The organism is Gluconobacter oxydans DSM 3504 (assembly GCF_000583855.1).
In the GTDB taxonomy this organism is placed as follows: Bacteria; Pseudomonadota; Alphaproteobacteria; order Acetobacterales; family Acetobacteraceae; genus Gluconobacter; species Gluconobacter oxydans.
In genome coordinates this window covers 1,791,840-1,808,550 of the sequence record NZ_CP004373.1, presented here as the reverse complement: position 1 = coordinate 1,808,550, position 16,711 = coordinate 1,791,840, and the positions used below count along the sequence as shown (strand labels likewise).

13 protein-coding genes and 1 tRNA gene are annotated in these 16,711 nt (G+C 62.1%); 6 read left to right on the top strand and 8 right to left on the bottom strand.

Annotated elements, in window-relative coordinates:
- Position 1 precedes the first annotated feature (1 nt).
- From GLS_RS07910 to argC, 6 genes are all read right to left on the bottom strand, one after another.
- Entirely contained in the window at positions 2–1,972 is a 1,971-nt protein-coding gene (locus tag GLS_RS07910; RefSeq protein WP_041111813.1) for a serine/threonine-protein kinase, read from the bottom strand.
- Between the two features lie 88 nt (positions 1,973–2,060).
- Positions 2,061–3,350: an adenylosuccinate synthase gene (locus GLS_RS07905; RefSeq protein ID WP_041111812.1), complete on the bottom strand. Its 1,290-nt coding sequence runs from the start codon at positions 3,348–3,350 to the stop codon at positions 2,061–2,063.
- A gap of 54 nt (positions 3,351–3,404) precedes the next feature.
- Positions 3,405–4,544, bottom strand: a complete 1,140-nt coding sequence (locus tag GLS_RS07900) for an ATP phosphoribosyltransferase regulatory subunit (protein ID WP_041111811.1) — start codon at positions 4,542–4,544, stop codon at positions 3,405–3,407.
- A complete protein-coding gene (locus GLS_RS07895; protein WP_041111810.1) occupies positions 4,541–5,698 on the bottom strand; it encodes a phosphoserine transaminase in 1,158 nt (385 codons plus the stop codon). Before GLS_RS07895 ends, GLS_RS07900 begins: the two co-directional genes overlap by 4 nt.
- A 54-nt stretch (positions 5,699–5,752) precedes the next feature.
- Positions 5,753–5,836: transfer RNA gene (locus GLS_RS07890), tRNA-Leu, on the bottom strand.
- 74 nt (positions 5,837–5,910) lie between these two features.
- Complete coding sequence (argC, locus tag GLS_RS07885) at positions 5,911–6,810, bottom strand: N-acetyl-gamma-glutamyl-phosphate reductase (protein ID WP_041111809.1); 900 nt, start codon at positions 6,808–6,810, stop codon at positions 5,911–5,913.
- A 174-nt stretch (positions 6,811–6,984) separates the two neighbouring features.
- Here argC and mazG point away from each other — a divergent pair, with 174 nt between their 5' ends.
- From mazG to GLS_RS07855, 6 genes are all read left to right on the top strand, one after another.
- Positions 6,985–7,767, top strand: a complete 783-nt coding sequence (gene mazG, locus GLS_RS07880) for a nucleoside triphosphate pyrophosphohydrolase (RefSeq protein ID WP_041111808.1) — start codon at positions 6,985–6,987, stop codon at positions 7,765–7,767.
- A gap of 180 nt (positions 7,768–7,947) precedes the next feature.
- Positions 7,948–8,211, top strand: a complete 264-nt coding sequence (locus GLS_RS07875) for a hypothetical protein (protein WP_052327533.1) — start codon at positions 7,948–7,950, stop codon at positions 8,209–8,211.
- 129 nt (positions 8,212–8,340) lie between these two features.
- Entirely contained in the window at positions 8,341–10,761 is a 2,421-nt protein-coding gene (locus tag GLS_RS07870) for a glucose/quinate/shikimate family membrane-bound PQQ-dependent dehydrogenase (RefSeq protein ID WP_041111807.1), read from the top strand.
- 90 nt (positions 10,762–10,851) lie between these two features.
- Positions 10,852–11,895, top strand: coding sequence for a tRNA preQ1(34) S-adenosylmethionine ribosyltransferase-isomerase QueA (gene queA / locus GLS_RS07865; protein ID WP_041111806.1), 1,044 nt, complete (start codon positions 10,852–10,854; stop codon positions 11,893–11,895).
- A gap of 29 nt (positions 11,896–11,924) precedes the next feature.
- Positions 11,925–13,070 (top strand): tRNA guanosine(34) transglycosylase Tgt, encoded by a 1,146-nt coding sequence (gene tgt / locus GLS_RS07860; RefSeq protein WP_041112783.1) that lies wholly within the window; start codon positions 11,925–11,927, stop codon positions 13,068–13,070.
- 210 nt (positions 13,071–13,280) lie between these two features.
- The gene (locus tag GLS_RS07855) at positions 13,281–14,060 is read left to right on the top strand and encodes an MgtC/SapB family protein (RefSeq protein WP_041111805.1); all 780 of its coding nucleotides are present in this window, start codon (positions 13,281–13,283) and stop codon (positions 14,058–14,060) included.
- Positions 14,061–14,072: 12 nt separating this feature from the next.
- Here the strand turns inward: GLS_RS07855 and GLS_RS07850 are convergent, their stop codons facing one another.
- On the bottom strand, positions 14,073–15,149 hold the full coding sequence (locus tag GLS_RS07850; protein WP_041111804.1) for a purine nucleoside permease: 1,077 nt from the start codon (positions 15,147–15,149) through the stop codon (positions 14,073–14,075).
- Positions 15,146–16,687, bottom strand: a complete 1,542-nt coding sequence (locus GLS_RS07845) for an adenosine deaminase family protein (RefSeq protein WP_041111803.1) — start codon at positions 16,685–16,687, stop codon at positions 15,146–15,148. The genes GLS_RS07850 and GLS_RS07845 overlap by 4 nt, the downstream gene beginning before the upstream one ends.
- Between the last annotated feature and the right edge of the window lie 24 nt (positions 16,688–16,711).

Below are 16,711 nucleotides of genomic sequence, written 5' to 3'. Positions count from 1 at the left end.
CTCACTGACAGAACTCCAGCCAGATACTCACCATTGCCACGGCGATGCCCGTCAGAAGTGAAAAGAATTCTCCCGAATTGCGTGCTTCACGATCATTGGCCGCCCTGCGCTCGGGCGCTTCATCGAGAACACGCATCAGATTGCTGATTTCCGCTTCGGCTTCCTGCGCCTGGCGCTGATCCAGCCGAAGGCCCGTCGGATCATTGACGATCGCCAGGAACGTACCGAGATTTCCGTCTTCCGCTGCCTTGCCAAGGCGCACGCGCCGTCGGGCACGCGATGTCTTGCTCCGCCACTGACGCAGTTCCGTTTCCAGAAGCGGCAAGGCCCGCTGCGCCAGGAAGCTGAGCGGTGTTCTGTCGAATTTCCTCTGTACAGCCGCGAGCACGGTCAGATCGGCGAGCCAGCCCGGCAATCCTGCTTTCTGAGACTGGGAGAGCGGAATAATCCCCTGACGCGCGCAGTTCGCTTCAAGAAAGGAACGCATCTGATCATCCAGAAAGCCGCTCCGTCCCAGAGCCTCGTCCGGCAGGTCCTCAATTCCCACATGCCGGTTCAGCCATTGCAACAGCCCTTCCGGCAGGGAGATCCGGGCCTCCAGACATCTCTTTGAAAGGCAGGGCAGGAATCTGTTCAGCTCATAGGGGAAACGCCTAACCAGATCCGCCCCTCTGGTTCCGATACGTCGTGCTGCCACGGACAGGGCGGTAATCTGATGGCTCTGCCGCTGAGGCAGATGGGCGGACATGAAGGCATCGGGATTGGCCGCCATGAAACTCAGGATATTCCGGACCGTCCGCTCTTCATCCGGCGTGGACGGCTGAACCGTGGCCTGAACCACCATCTGGGGAAGCGCCTCGGGCCAGAACCAGGTGCCACCCCAGAACATGGGCGCGGCAGGGTCGAGGACGGAAATCGCATGCGTGATGACCATCGTGGCAGGATCAACCGCCTTGCTGCCACCGGCCGGAAGAAATGAGGCACTCGCCTGTTCGATCAGCCCCGCCATGACGGAGAGTTCAAGCTCGCGGCCCAGCCAGTTGCTGACGACTTTCCTCTGAAGCAATGCGGAAAATTCCGCAGGATGCCGCCCCGCATACCAGGCGAGGGCCTGCGGTGTATAGACGGCATTCCCACCGATCATGAGGGGGATACGCGCGGGAATGACCGGACGGACCGTAAACACCTTGCTGGGCGCGATCGTCACAAGATCGCGCGGCGAGGGACGGCTGACAGGATCATCGGAAAGCATCGCCGTCAGAAGCGAGCGCAGCCCGACCGGCACGTTCTGGCCATCCATGTAGGCAGTGGGCGTGCCGACTTCAAAACGCCGTTTGAGAATATCCGTATCGGAAAGCCCTTCAAGAGGAAGCTTTCCGATAGCGAGCGCAAGAATGACGACCCCCAGCGAAAAAACATCGCAGTCCGTCGTCCCCTCGCCGCGGGCGGAGGGGCGACAGACCGCTGAAGACAGGGGTTCGAAAAGAACTGGCTGTTTTTCGCCCGGTGCTGCCACTCCCAGAGGCCCAAGCACGACCTTGTGCAGCCCCTGCCCGACGAACAGGTTGTCGGGACGGATGCTGCGGCATGTCAGCTTTTCAGCCTCCAGCCGCTGAAGGAGCGACGCCATCGGACGGATGACGCCGTCGATCAACTGGCTCTCGGTCCACAGCCCCAGCCCTTCCGCAAGCGAGGGGCCGGGGGGATGGGGACAGAGCAGCCATAAGGCGCCCTGAGAGTATTCATGGGTCTGAATCGGAATCACGCTCTCATGACGAAAGAACATGATTTCCGTAAGCCGGGGGGAAGGCGCAAAGGGAGCCAGGGCCAGATAGGAGGCCCCAGATGCCGTTACGTCCTGGGCACTATAGGTCGCACAGCCGCCGAGATCGGGCTGTTTGCGGTCCAGGCTGATCAGATACCGCTCGGCGATGAGCAGTTCCTGGCTGTTATCTGCCTGTGTGTCGGCCATTGAAGTCCCGTTGTTTCCCTATCCGGTCTTTTGTGCCGGACAGGGATTGAGACTTCGTTAATGCAGGACCGATTCCGGAGTTGAAGACTCAGTCCTCGAACGGATCACGCATCAGGATGGTGTCATCGCGTTCCGGGCTGGTGGAGAGCAGCGTCACCGGTGCTTCGATCAGTTCCTCGATACGACGGACGTACTTGATGGCCTGTGCCGGCAACTCGGCCCAGGAACGGGCACCCGCGGTCGTTTCCTTCCAGCCCGGCATCGTCTCGTACACTGGCTTGACGCGGGCCTGTGCACCTGGAGCCGACGGGAAGGTCTCGATCTTCTGACCGTCCAGTTCATAGCCAACGCAAATGGAAATTTCGTCCAGACCATCCAGCACGTCCAGCTTCGTCAGGGCAATGCCGCTGACGCCACCGACGCGGACAGCACGACGGATCAGAACCGCGTCGAACCAGCCGCAGCGACGCGGACGACCGGTGACGGTGCCGAACTCATGGCCACGCTCGCCAAGGGTGCGGCCGGTCTGGTCATGAAGTTCGGTCGGGAACGGCCCCTCACCCACGCGGGTGGTGTAGGCCTTGGCGATCCCAAGCACGAAGCCAACGGAAGACGGGCTCACACCACTGCCCGACGCTGCCACGGCCGCAACCGTATTGGAGCTCGTGACGAACGGATAGGTGCCGTGATCGACGTCCAGCATGACGGCCTGCGCACCTTCGAACAGGATGCGGCGACCGGCACGGCGGCCTTCGTCGAGACGATCCCAGACCTGGCAGGAGAACGGCAGCAGGCGCGGCGTGATCTCAGCCAGGAAGTCCTTGAGCTGCTCTTTGGTGAACGTCTCGGCACCCAGACCGGCGAGCAGCGTGTTGTGATGCAGGAGCAGTTCGTCCAGCTTCCAGTCCAGCGTCTCGGGCTCGGCGAGATCGCAGATGCGGATGGCGCGACGGGCCACCTTATCTTCGTAGGCCGGACCGATACCGCGACCGGTCGTACCAATCTTGTGGTCGCCGCGAGCGGCTTCACGCGCACGGTCGAGCGCACCGTGGACCGGTAGGATCAGCGGCGCGTTCTCGGCGATCCACAGCGTCTCGGGCGTGACAACCAGACCCTGCGCCGTCACGCGGTCGATCTCGGTCATCAGGGCCTTCGGGTCCACGACGACACCATTGCCGATCACGCCGATCTTGCCACGAACCAGACCAGACGGCAGCAGGGAAAGTTTGTAGACCTGATCGCCCACGACCAGCGTGTGACCGGCGTTGTGACCACCCTGAAAGCGGACAACGATATCGGCGCGGCTGGCGAGCCAGTCGACGATCTTGCCTTTACCCTCGTCCCCCCACTGGGTTCCGATCACGGTGACGTTGGACATGAGCTGACTTCCTAGAACTGACGAGACTGGGGAAAAACGAAAGGGAACGATGGATCAGAGCAGCTGGGCCGCACCATCCTTCCAAACATGGGTGCAGCGCAGATGCCGTGCCTGAGCGGCCGCATCTTCGTCGTGCGACAATGCAGAGACCGTGGCGTAACCGGCCTTATGCAGACCGGAAAGGCTGGCCGCATCGAGATCAACCGGAACATAGCAGCGCGGACGGGACGCGGAGACCGGAGCTGCGCGCAGAAGGGCCTGCGGACGAAGCGTCAGACCACAGGCAGGCTCCTGCCCGGCCAGATAGCGACCGCCACGTCCCAGTTCCTCACGCGAACTGGTGGAGAACACCGTCACACACAGTCCGGTATGATAGCGCCACCCACGGAAATCGACGGGATCGATCGTCAGACGCAGATCCGGGCTACGCTCGCGGATTGCAGCTACAGATGCCGCCAGACGTTCGAAATGCCCGACGACGTCCTTGGGATAATCCAGCGAAGCCAGCAGATCCAGCGCACGGTCGGCAGGCCCGGCAGCGCGCAGCATGACTGCCAGCATCCCGGCAATCGGGCCACCCAACTCGGCTACGGCGCTGGCATCCTTGCGGTCCAGCGCATGCAGCAGCGGTTCACGGTCGGCTTCGGGAATGACGCCCTCGATCAAACCCAGAGCCAGAGCTGGCATGGACAGGTCGAAGGACACGCCTTCAATTCCGAGTTCCGCGAGAGCCTTGGCTCCGAGGGCAATGACTTCCGCATCTGCCTGGGCGCTGTCGGGACCAATCAGTTCGATCCCGGCCTGAGAAATCTGGCGGTCTGCTTCGCGGCCCGGCGTTCCGACCACAATGCAGCTACCCGAATAGGACAGGCGCAGCGGACGCGGTGCGTCCTGAAGGCGGATGCTCGCAATCCGGGCGATCTGCGTGGTCATGTCCGGACGCAGCGCCATCATGCGATGCGAATTCGGGTCCATCAGACGGAAGGTCTGAGGTGCGAGGGATTCCCCCGATCCACCAAGAAGCGATGTCTCGAATTCCAGCAGGGGCGGACGGACGCGCTGATAGCCGTGACGGGAAAAGGCTTCCATCACGCTCGCGATGCCACGGGCTTCCGCTTCGGCTTCACCGGGAAGAAGATCGGCAAATCCGGACGGCAGGAGCGCGGCGCTCGGGGTCTCGGAATACAGGCTCATGCCGAAAACTCCGCACGGGTCTGCTCATGCGCCCAGTCCAGCCAGGGCAGCAACGCTTCGATATCGGCCGTCTCGACCGTGGCGCCACCCCAGATCCGCAGGCCGGCCGGGGCATCACGATAGGACGCGAGATCGTAACCCGCACCTTCCTTCGCCACGAGGCCCGTCAGATGCTTGACGGCCTTGCCTTTTGCTTCGGCAGACAGGCTTTCAAACCAGGGAGCCGTGATTTTCAGGCAGATCGACGTGCTGGAGCGCGTCTCTTCCTTTGCAGACAGGAAGGACACCCAGTCCGCCGTCGCAATCCACTTCGTCACGGCAGCCAGATTCTGCTGCGAACGAGTTTTCAGAGCCGGAAGGCCGCCAATCTGTTCAGCCCAGCGCAAACCGTCCAGCGCGTCCTCAACGCAGAGCATGGACGGCGTGTTGATCGTATCGCCTTCGAAGATGGCTTCGATCAAACCCTTCTTGTTGGCCAGACGGAAAATCTTGGGCAGCGGACGCGGCGATGGTTGGGCCAGACGGGAGGCGGCACGCGGGCTCAGCGCCACCATGCCATGCGCGGCCTCGCCACCAAGCGCCTTCTGCCAGGACCAGGTCACGATATCGAGCCGATCCCAGGGCAGATCCATTGCAAAGGCCGCCGACGTAGCATCGCAGATGACGAGGCCTTCGTGCTCAGTCGGAATGGCGCTGGCATCCGGGATGCAGACGCCCGAGGTCGTGCCGTTCCATGTCAGAACGACATCGCGGGTCCAGTCCACTTTCGTCAGGTCCGGCAGCTCACCATAGGGCGCGTCCAGAACGCGCAGATCCTCGATTTTCAGAACGTCGCGCAGATCCTGCGCCCAGGTTCCGGAAAAGCTTTCGAAAGACAGGACATCAATCCCGCGCTCACCCGCGAGTGCCCACAGGATCATTTCCACGGCCCCCGTATCGGAAGCCGGGACAATGCCGACGCGCCAGTCCGACGGAATGCCGAGCACGTCTTTCGAGCGCGTGATGACTTCCCTGAGACGCGCGCGGCCTTCCGGCGCACGGTGCGAACGGCCCAGCAGGGCCTGGTCCAGACCGGACAACGACCATCCGGGGCGCTTGGCGCAGGGACCTGAGGAGAAGAACGGGCGGGAGGGTCTGACAGTCGGCTTGGACATGCTCGTTCCGGGCTGATCGGTCCTGAGGTCATTCCGGCAGGAAATGACCGCTCATGGTGCGAGAGAGGGGATTCGAACCCCTATGCCTTTCGGCGGTCGATTTTGAGCCGACTGCGTCTACCGTTCCGCCACTCTCGCGCGGGCGGCTCGAACCCTAATGCATTCCCGGCGAAAGTGCCAGACTGCAAAATCTGAGGCGCAGAATGCAGACTTTAAAGCCCCAGCATCAGAAGCAGGTTCTGGATCGCGGCGCCCGAGGCTCCCTTGCCCAGATTGTCCAGCCGCGCCGTCAGGACGACCTGCTCGCCATTATGATGAATGCGCAGTTCCATGTCGTCGGTATTGGTCAGGGTGTCGGCCACAAGCTGCGTCTCGGCAGGAAGAACCCGCACATGTTCACATCCCGCATAGGCGTCCTGAAGCACGGCTTCCAGTTCCGCGGCCGAAGGCTGCCCCGGCAGCTCCTTCAGGTGCAGCGGGATGGAGACGATCATGCCCTGCGGGAAATGCCCGACCGACGGCACGAACAGCGGCCGGCGCGTCAGGCCCGAATAGTGTCGGATTTCAGGCAGATGTTTGTGCTTGAGGTTCAGCCCGTACAGGAAGAAAGCCGGACCGCCGTTCTTTTCATGCTCCTCGATCGCCACACGCCCTGCTCCGCTGTAGCCGGAGACGGCGTTGATCGAGACGGGGTGATCGGCCGGAAGCAGCCCTGCCCGGACCAAAGGCCGCATCAGGGCAATGGCGCCCGTCGGGTAGCAGCCGGGATTGGCGACAAACCGCGCGCCCTTGATGGCAGCCGCCTGTTCCGCGTCCAGTTCCGGGAAACCATAGACCCAGCCATCTGCGATCCGGTGTGCCGTGCTGGCATCCAGAATCCGGACGTCCAGCCCTTCCGCCAGCGCCACCGTCTCCCGGGCCGCATCGTCCGGCAGGCACAGGATGGCGACATCGGCCTGCTCAAGCATGGAGCGACGTGCCGCAGTATCCTTGCGCTGCGCATGGTCGATGGACAGGATTTCCAGACCGTAAGACGCGGGCAGCGCCTCGATCCGCTGGCGGATGCCCAGACCTGTTGTGCCTGCTTCCCCGTCAATGAAAATGCGTGCCATGCGCCATCCACCCTGTCTGCAAATCCGTTCCGCCCCGGCAGATGCCTGAAACGTCCGGCAGTCGTTTTACGTCGGGAATGGCGGACTGTCACCCGCTGCCACCTTACCCAGTGCTTTCATCCATGAAGCCACGCGGGTATGAACCTTGCAGCACGATAACAGCAGGATGTTTCCATGACCCAGCCCTCCCCCCGGCAGATCGACCGCCTGCTGGATGTCATGAAGCGCCTGCGCGACCCCGAGACCGGTTGCCCCTGGGACGTAGAGCAGACCCCGGCCACGATTGCACCTTTCGCGATCGAGGAAGCCTATGAAGTCATGGATGCCATCGCCCGTGACGACCGCGAGGCCATCCCTGACGAACTGGGCGACCTGCTGCTTCAGGTCGTCTTTCAGGCCCAGATGGCTTCAGAAGCCGGGCGTTTCGACTTTGAGACCGTCGCGGGCACGATCGCTGACAAGCTCGTGCGCCGTCACCCGCATGTTTTTGGTGATGCAGCGCTGGATGACGACACATGGGAGCGGGAAAAAGAAGCCGAGCGCCAGCGCAAGGCGGAATATGGCACGCTGGCAGGTGTCGCCCTGCCTCTTCCCGCCCTCATGCGCGCCGCCAAGCTGACGCGTCGCGCGGCCCGCGTGGGCTTCGACTGGGACGATGCCAGCGGTATTCTCGACAAGGTTCATGAAGAGATCGACGAACTGAAAGCCGAAATTGGCGGAAATCGTGACCGCATCGAGGATGAACTGGGCGATGTTCTCTTCACGGTCGCAAGCCTTGCCCGCAAGCTGGATATTGACCCTGAAGCCGCCCTGCGTCGCAGCAACGACAAGTTCACCCGTCGCTTCGAAGCCATGGAAGCCATGCTGGCCGAAAAGGGACAGACCATGGCCGAACAGGATCTCCCAACGATGGAAGCACTCTGGCAGGCCGCGAAGAAGCTGCCCGGCATGAAATGAGGCCCGGATTTTCGGTGCGGGCGTCTATTCTGAATGTAACAGACGCTCAATCCTCAATGTAACAGCCGCACGGTTCATGCCCCCATACAATCCGTATCACTCGGTTACATGGGTCCTTATCCTTTATTAACCTTCTGATCCGAAAATGACTTCGTTCCTTTCCCACGGAGTCTTTTCCCCATGACAAGCATTTCCTCCATCGGTTCGTCCGCCATGAGCAGCCTTTACAGCACCAGCAGTGCGTCCTCTTCCAGTTCGTCCTCGTCGTCCAGCGGCACGTCCTCCACGCAGGAAACCACTACGACCAAGCTGAACGCCGATGGCTCCACGACGACCATCGTCGAAGACGCCCAGGGCAACATCATCTCCGAGACGACGTCCGGCGGCTCCTCGAACTCCGGTTCCAGCAGCGACACGAGCCACCTGCTCAGCGTCTCCGCTTAATTCCAGACCGCGGGCAGCCGGTGACGTTCAAGGCTGCCCAACCCGTCCCCTGCACTTTATATTTTAAAGAAACTGCATTCTGACGCTGCGCTTTAGATCCTTCAGATCCATTCCGAAGGAAAAACATCCATGGCGCCGTCTTCCGCCCGGCCGTTATTGCAGACCCTGACCGGTATTGGTCTCGCCATACTAGGACTGGCCCTCTTCCTGCCGGGGCTGCGGCTCATCGCACTGGGTGGTTCATTTTATTATGCAGTAGCCGGTCTGCTCATGATCCTGTCCGGTATCATGCTGACCATGGGGCGGCGTTCCGGTCTGGCACTCTATGGCGCCCTTCTGGTTTACACCCTGATCTGGGCACTGTGGCGTGTCGGGCTGGATGGCTGGCGGCTCATTCCGCCCCTCGCCCTTCCCGCCGGGATCGGTTTGTGGGTGTTCGGTCCTTGGGTCGGCGGGAGGCTGATGGACGGCCGGAATCGTGTCCGGATCAACAGTACCGTGCTGGGGGGCATGGGAGGCTGTCTGGCGCTGTTCGTCTTCATGTTCGCCTGTGGCTGGTACATCACAGGCCAGCGCTACCAGCCGTTCAATCCCTTCCCCAGATCAACGGGAGCCAGCCTGTCCGGAAGTGACCAGATGGCCACCAATGACTGGCAGTTCCATGGGGGCACACCGGCCGGAGACCGTTTTGCAGCCCCGACGCAGATCAACGCACAGAACGCCCATAACCTGAAGGTCGCCTGGGTCTATCATAGTGGCGATCTTCCCCGACCCGGCGAGAACTCCCGCGGCCGCGAGTTCAGTTTCGAAGCCACCCCCATCAAGATCGGCAACCGTCTGTTCTTCTGCACGCCGCACCGTGACGTCGTGGCGCTGGATGCCACGACCGGCAAGGAGGTCTGGCACTACCGGCCCGGCGGCGAATTTGGCGCAAACATCTATCAGGCCTGTCGCGGTGTCTCATACGCCGATATTCCGGGGGCCACGGACTGCACCCATCGCATCATCTCAACGGATTCCGGCTCCCCGCCAACGCTTTTCGCGCTTGATGCCGAGACCGGGCAGCTCTGTCACAGCTTCGGGCATGATGGGAAAATCGACCTCCGCGACGGTATGGGCACCATTCCGCCGGGCTTCCATTTCATCACCTCCCCGCCGATGGTCCTGCATAACCGGATCGTCACGAGCGGCTGGGTCTATGATGACCAGTCCGTTGATGAGCCCTCTGGCGTCATCCGCGCCTTCGATGCCACGACCGGACAACTCGCCTGGGCCTGGGACATGGGCCGCGTTCCGGCCAACAGCCCGCTCGGCCCCAATGAGACCTTCACGCGCGGAACACCGAATGGCTGGGGCGTCTATACGGCTGATGCCGGGCTGAACATGGTTTATGTGCCGCTCGGCATTGCCACGCCGGACTATTATGGCGTCAAGCGGCGTCCGTTCGATGAGAAATATGACACATCACTCGTCGCACTGGACCTGACGACTGGCGAAGAACGCTGGCATTTTCAGGCGGTGCATCATGATCTGTGGGATTTCGATCTTCCCGTCGGCCCGTCTCTGGTCGATCTGCCGGATGCCAGCGGCACGCTCACCCCGGCCCTCGTCCAGACCACGAAGCAGGGTGAACTCTTCGTTCTGGATCGGCGGACGGGCCAGCCGTTCTACCGCGTGCAGGAAAAACCTGTTCCGGGTGGGGACATCCCCAACGAACGCTATTCCCCGACCCAGCCCTATTCGGTGGACATGCCGAACCTGCGTCGCCCCGACCTGACGGAAGATGATCTGTGGGGCGCCACACCGTTCGATCAGCTCGCCTGCCGGATTGCCTTTCATTCCATGCGCTTCAAGGGCCTCTACACTCCCCCCAGCGAACAGGGCACGATCGGCTTCCCCGCCTTCGATGGCGTGGCGGACTGGTATGGCGGAACGATCGATCCGACGCATGGCGTCATGTATATCAACACGACGTTCATCCCGTTCCTTATGACGCTCGTGCCGCATGACAGGGCCGTGCAGGAAGGGCTGTTCAAACCCTGGCATGGCTGGAACCAGCCCTATCCGGAGCCGGTCTTCACCAACAACCCACAGCATGGCCTGCCCTATGCCGCTGTCATCAAGCCCTGGCTTGGACTGTTTGGGGCTCCATGCCTTGCGCCGCCCTGGGGCAAAATGCAGGCCATCGACCTTGTACATCGCCGGGTCATCTGGGAGCGCGCACTGGGCACCACGAAGAATGTCGGGCCGACGAACATGCTGCGGATGCCTGTTGGCCTGCCCACCAGCATTTTCTCCATGGGCGGCAGCGTGACGACGCCCAATGGCCTCGTTTTCATGGGCGCGCTGGCGGACCAGAGCTTCCATGTGCTGGACGGGCATGACGGGCACACCCTGTTCAGAACCGAGCTTGATGCAGGCGGCAACGCCACGCCCATGACCTATATGGGCGAGGACGGCAGGCAGTATGTCGTGCTGGCCGTGGGCGGACATGGCGGGCTGAAAACACGCAACAGCGACGAGGTCGTGGCCTTCGCGTTGCCGAAATAAGCCCGAAAAGGCGTTTTTCATCCAAAAAGATGCGCCGGGCCTGCGGGTCCGGCGTTTTCATGTGGGCTGAACCTGCTAGAGAGCATCCCCATGACGGATGATCTCGCCCCATTCGACTTCGAACTCCCGCGCGACCACATCGCGACAGAGCCTGCCCGCCCGCGTGACAGTGCAACGCTGCTGCATGTCCGCCCCGGTCTGCCGCCCGATCCGCATGTGATCCGCGAGCTGCCGGATTTCCTGCGTGAAGGGGATCTGCTGATTGCCAACAACACGGCCGTCATCCGCGCCCAGCTCGCGGCCACACGCGGCGAGGCAAAGATCGGCCTGACGCTCGACCGTATTCTGGCGGATGGAAGCTGGCATGCCTTGGCGCGCAATTCCCGCAAGCTGAAGCCACAGGACATCCTGCATTTCGGTGACGATCCGGTCACGGCCACCGTGATCGAGAACGAAGGTGACGGCGCGGTCAGTATCCGCTTCTCGGTCGAAGGAGACGCGTTCGACGCCTTTCTCGAACGGGTCGGCGCGCTGGCTCTGCCCCCGTATATCGAGCGCCCTTTCGGCCCGACAAAGCAGGACGATGCGGATTACCGCACCATTTTCTCGCAGTATCGCGGTGCCGTGGCCGCCCCCACGGCCGGCCTGCATTTCACGCCTGAAGTGCTCGCAGCTCTGGATGCAAAGGGCATCCAGCGCCGGACACTGACGCTTCATGTCGGCGCGGGCACCTTCCTACCCGTCCGCTCCACCATCGCCGAACACAAGATGCACGCGGAATGGGGCGAAATCGACGCCGAAACCGCCGCCGCCATCAACGAGACCCGTGTGCGTGGCGGCCGGGTCGTGGCCGTGGGCACTACGTCCCTGCGCCTGCTGGAAAGCGCCGCCCGCGAGGACGGCACCGTGGCCCCATGGCGCGGCGAGACTTCCATTTTCATCAAACCCGGATACCGCTTCAAGGCGGTGGACGTGCTGATGACCAACTTCCACCTGCCGCGTTCGACGCTGTTCATGCTCGTCTGCGCGTTCAGCGGCACCGAGACCATGCGTGAGGCCTATGCCTACGCCATCGCCAACGGATTACGGTTCTATTCGTATGGCGATGCCTGCCTGCTGGAGCGCGCGCCATGAGCGATCACAAGACCGATCACGCCACCAAGATGACCTGGGTGCCCGAAGCAAGCTGCGGCATGGCGCGCGCAGGCCATCTGCACACCCGCCACGGCACGGTCCCGACCCCGACCTTCATGCCGGTTGGCACAGTGGGTACGGTCAAGGGCATGACGATGGATGCCGTGCGGTCCACGGGTGCTGGCATCGTTCTGGGCAATACCTATCATCTCATGCTGCGCCCCACGGCGGACCGCGTGCAGAAGCTGGGCGGCCTGCACAGAATGATGGACTGGTCCGGCCCGATCCTGACCGATTCTGGCGGGTTTCAGGTCATGTCCCTTGGTGCGCTGCGCAAGCTCGACGAAGACGGCGTGACGTTCCGTTCGCATATCGACGGCAGCAAGCACCGCCTGACGCCGGAAATCTCGACCGACATCCAGTTCAAGCTCGACGCAACCATCACCATGGCATTCGACGAGTGCCCAGCGCTGCCCGCCACGCCGGAAGTGCTGCGGAAATCCATGGAAATGTCGATGCGCTGGGCCGCCCGCTCCCGCGAGGCTTTCGTGGCACGGGAGGGATACGGGCAGTTCGGCATCGTACAAGGCGGAACCGAGCGGGACTTACGCGAATATTCCATCAAGGCGCTGACCGATATTGGCTTTGAAGGTTATGCGATCGGCGGTCTGGCCGTGGGCGAAGGTCAGGAACTGATGTTCTCGACATTGGACTTCACCACGCCGATGCTGCCGCAGGACAAGGCACGCTATCTGATGGGCGTCGGCACGCCGGACGATCTGCTGGGCGCGGTCATGCGCGGCGTGGACATGTTCGACTGCGTGATGCCCTCACGCGCCGGCCGCACCGCCCGCGCCTATACCGAGCGCGGCACGATCAACCTGCGCAACGCCCGTTTCGCCGACGACACCCGCCCGCTGACGCCGCATGACGACACCCCGATCGCCGGGCGTTACAGCCGGGCCTATCTGCACCATCTTTTCCGCGCCAACGAGATGCTCGGCCCGATGCTGCTGACCTGGCACAACCTGGCCTATTACCAGCGCCTGATGCGCCAGATCCGTGCCGCCATCGTGGACGGCACGCTCGACGCCCTGGCTGTGAAACTGCGGGAAGACTGGGCGAAGGGCGACTGGACCGAAGACGAATGGCCGATGCCGGATCTGGCCCTGTAATCCGGGGCTTTGCCCCAGACCCCACAAAGGGACGCGGTCCCTTTGATCCCGATTCATAAAGCGGGGTGAAGGGGTCCAGACCCCTTCCGGGTGCAGGGCAGAGCCCTGCAATACGACACATCAAGCTCCGCACTACGGCCTGATCCCGACAAACTGTCACAACATTCCCATGCCGCTCTGCGTTAACCTCGCAGAAGGAGCAGACACGGCATGCACAATCTCATCACGCTGACGGCTCAGGGACTGGTGGGCGAAGGGAGGCTTCAGCTTGAAGAGCTGGCGCTCGCATTCGTTCTATCCTCCCTTGTAGGGCTGGAACGTGAAATCCGGCAGAAGAGTGCTGGCCTGCGGACGCATACGCTGGTCGGTGTTTCCGCCGCCTTGTTCATGCTGATTTCCAAATACGGCTTCATGGACGTCATTGATGCCGGGCGGATCGTGCTGGATCCTTCCCGCGTGGCCGCGCAGATCGTCTCGGGGATCGGCTTCATCGGGGGCGGCGTGATTTTCATGCGCCGCGATGCCGTGCGGGGCCTGACAACGGCCGCGGCCATCTGGTTCACGGCGGCTCTGGGAATGGCCTGCGGTGCAGGACTGCCCATTCTCGCCATTGCCACGACAGTTGCCCATTTCATCGTCATGGTGCTGTTTCCAAAACTGCTGAAACAGCTTCCCCGCTCGGGAGAACAGTCAACCGAGCTGACGATTTCCTATGAAGACAGCCGCGGTCTGCTCCGGACCATTCTGGTGAGCTGCACAGAACTGCGCTTTGCCATTGATGGCGTACGCCTCGAAGAAGATAACCGGAGCACTGAACAGCTTCTGGACGAAGCGGATCGCGAAGGAACAGCCCCAGCGGCTTCGCGTCCGCGCCTTGTGACGCTCACCATGCTGGTCCATGGCAAGCGGCCCGTCTCCCATCTCATTACAGGACTGGGCGCGATTGATGGTGTTCATGAAGTCAGGAAGATCGACCCTGACCATGACTGAACACCATCGTGTTTACCGGGCCGTCGGCAGCGCCTTTTCATACCGGTCCCAGTGCGTCGCCAGTTCCTTCACGACCACACTGCCCACTGTATAGGCGGCATCAACCGAGGCCTGAAATCCGGAGAAACCAGTCTCATGCGCTTCGTCCGACAGAAGCTGCGCGGCGCTCTGTCCCGGGGGCTGCATGTCGAAATTGCTGGCCGTCCGCAGAATCAGCGCGCGCTTCGGATCAACGCGCCCCGCCTTCCCCTGAAGCGCCAGAGCCTGACAGAACGCGACGTCCTCTTCGGCAGTCGTTGCCATCACACCCTGCCCGTCCGTCCAATATTTTACCCAGCGCTCGGCCCACTGGTTCATTTTCGCACCAACCCAGAAGGTCTCGCCAGAAATCGTGTCACCAAGCTGGACGGAAGGCGGCTTCTGGGCTGCGGCAAAACCGGTATAGCGCAGCCGCGACGCCTTCAGACCGTCATTATCCGGCAGGGTGATATCCTTCGTCAGCCCATAAGCCCACTGCACCAGCGCCGGATCGAGCGTGTATTCCATGTCCCCCATGCCGGAATGCAAGGCGGGACGAGGTTTTTCATCCGGCGTGCTGCCCTGCACGGGCGTGAACCCATCCGGCCAGGACGCAGGGATTTCGCGCGGATCGATCAGATGGGACAGACCGCCATTAATGACGCGCGGCGCCCAGACGGCCGAGCCGATAGTCCCGAAATTCGGATCGATCCCGCCAATCCCCGCCAGCACGAAATAGGCGTGCCGCAGATCAAAACGCGGGTCGAGCACGAGGGCGGTGATGGCGGATGCCATGTGCTCCGGCCCCTCGCCGCTTGCGATCCCCAGAACATGCAGGTCCGGATTGTAATGCATCACGTCATGATCGGTGCCGGGTGCCGGAATCGTCTTCTGCAGCGGCAGTTTTTCGATCCAGTTCTGGTATTCGCCCGCCGTGTCTCCCGTATCCTTGCCGATCTCGAAGGTTGTGACGACAACAACACGCACGGGGATCGGCGCATGAGCCGAGGCCGAACCAAGGGCACAGAGGGACAGGAGCGCGGCCCCGAAAACGGTTGAGACAGATTTCACTGGTAGAGTCCCTCATGTGTGACAGTGGCTTCAAACGTGCCGAACCGCTGTTCGAGCGCCCATTGCAGACGGGCTTTCTCGCTGGATTTCAGGAAAGTCGTGCAGGAAGCGGATATGACGGGCAACGTCCGGCAGGCGGACACGAACAACCCCGGCTGATGATCGGCCCACAGGCTTTCGCCCGGCACGAAGGCATATTCCAGTCCGGTGCGGGACAGGGTTTTCAGATCGGCATAGGACAGATCATAGGTCTGGGCCGCGCGGACATATTCCTGCGTCAGGTCGCCACGTGAGACGCCCTCGTCGTCCGTGGACAGCGCGACGGGCACGCCAGCCCGGCGATAGAGCGGGAACGGATGAGCCGCGCCTTTGATGCCAAGGATCTCGTCATTGCTGGTCAGGTTGACTTCCACCATCACATGACGTCGCGCCATTTCAGCCAGAAGTGACGCTGGATCGTCCTCAAGTGCTACGTCCACGCCATGCCCGATCCGGCTGGCTCCTGCCACGTCAATGGCTGCTCGTATGTGGTGTCGCAGACCGTCCGTGGGGACGAGACCGGTTGTCAGCTCACCGGCATGCAGGCTCAGCTTCACGCCCGGATAAACGCCGTTCAGGAAATGGAACATCCGCATGTGCAGGTCATAATCGCGCATGGCCGTTGGATCGTCTTCAGGGGCCACAATGTTCAGCCCGACAAACCGCGGATCGGCTTTCACAGTCGCATAGCCGGCATCAAGCTGCGCATAGACCGCCTGCGGCGGTAATGTGCGCAGGGTCTGGAAAAGATAGCGCACCGTCGCGGCGCATCCCGGGTGGGCCTGCGGAGTTCCGCATTTCAGAACATCCCGAGCCTGCGCTTCCATCTGGTCCGTCGCAGCCCGGGCTTTCTGCACGAGGGCCGGGATTTCGGGGGCGAGCGCCTGATGTGCGGCGGGCAGATCATCATCTTTCAGCGGATGATGAAACCCGGCGCCAATCATCCCGCCAATCCCGGGCGAAATCATCAGCTCCAGATAGGTTACATGGTCGCGGGCCGCCCGGTCCCGCGCTTCAGCCAGCATGTCGCCCGAATGCGCATCATCGATGGAACCAAAGCGGGAGAATGTCGCGAAGAAATGGTCATGCCCGGAGGCATCGCCGGGAGCGGGCACGAAGTCCCGCATGGACAGCGCATCGATCAGGACATTTTCCGATTCCGCGTGATGCGACAGTTCGGCGGCAGGAAGCTCACCCTCTCCCGGATGCGTGCAGGCATGGTCGAGGATGCGTTTCTCCTTCAGCGACACACACAGACCATCGCGCGCGGCCCAGTTCAGCATGTTTTCGGCGTAGACCGCACCAACCAGATGGTTGTGCAGGTCCGCCCCTTTCGGAAAGGCACGGAGAAACATGTTCAGCCGGACCGGATCGTTCCGGATGCGGTCATAAACCTGTGCAACAGACTGCGGAGCTGCATGTACAGCCGGAATCATCGTCAGAGCAGAAGTCATACCCAGAAAAACGGCAGGCAGAATACGAAAGAAAGGATGTCGCATGGCGCGACGATGCCGCCCCGTCCC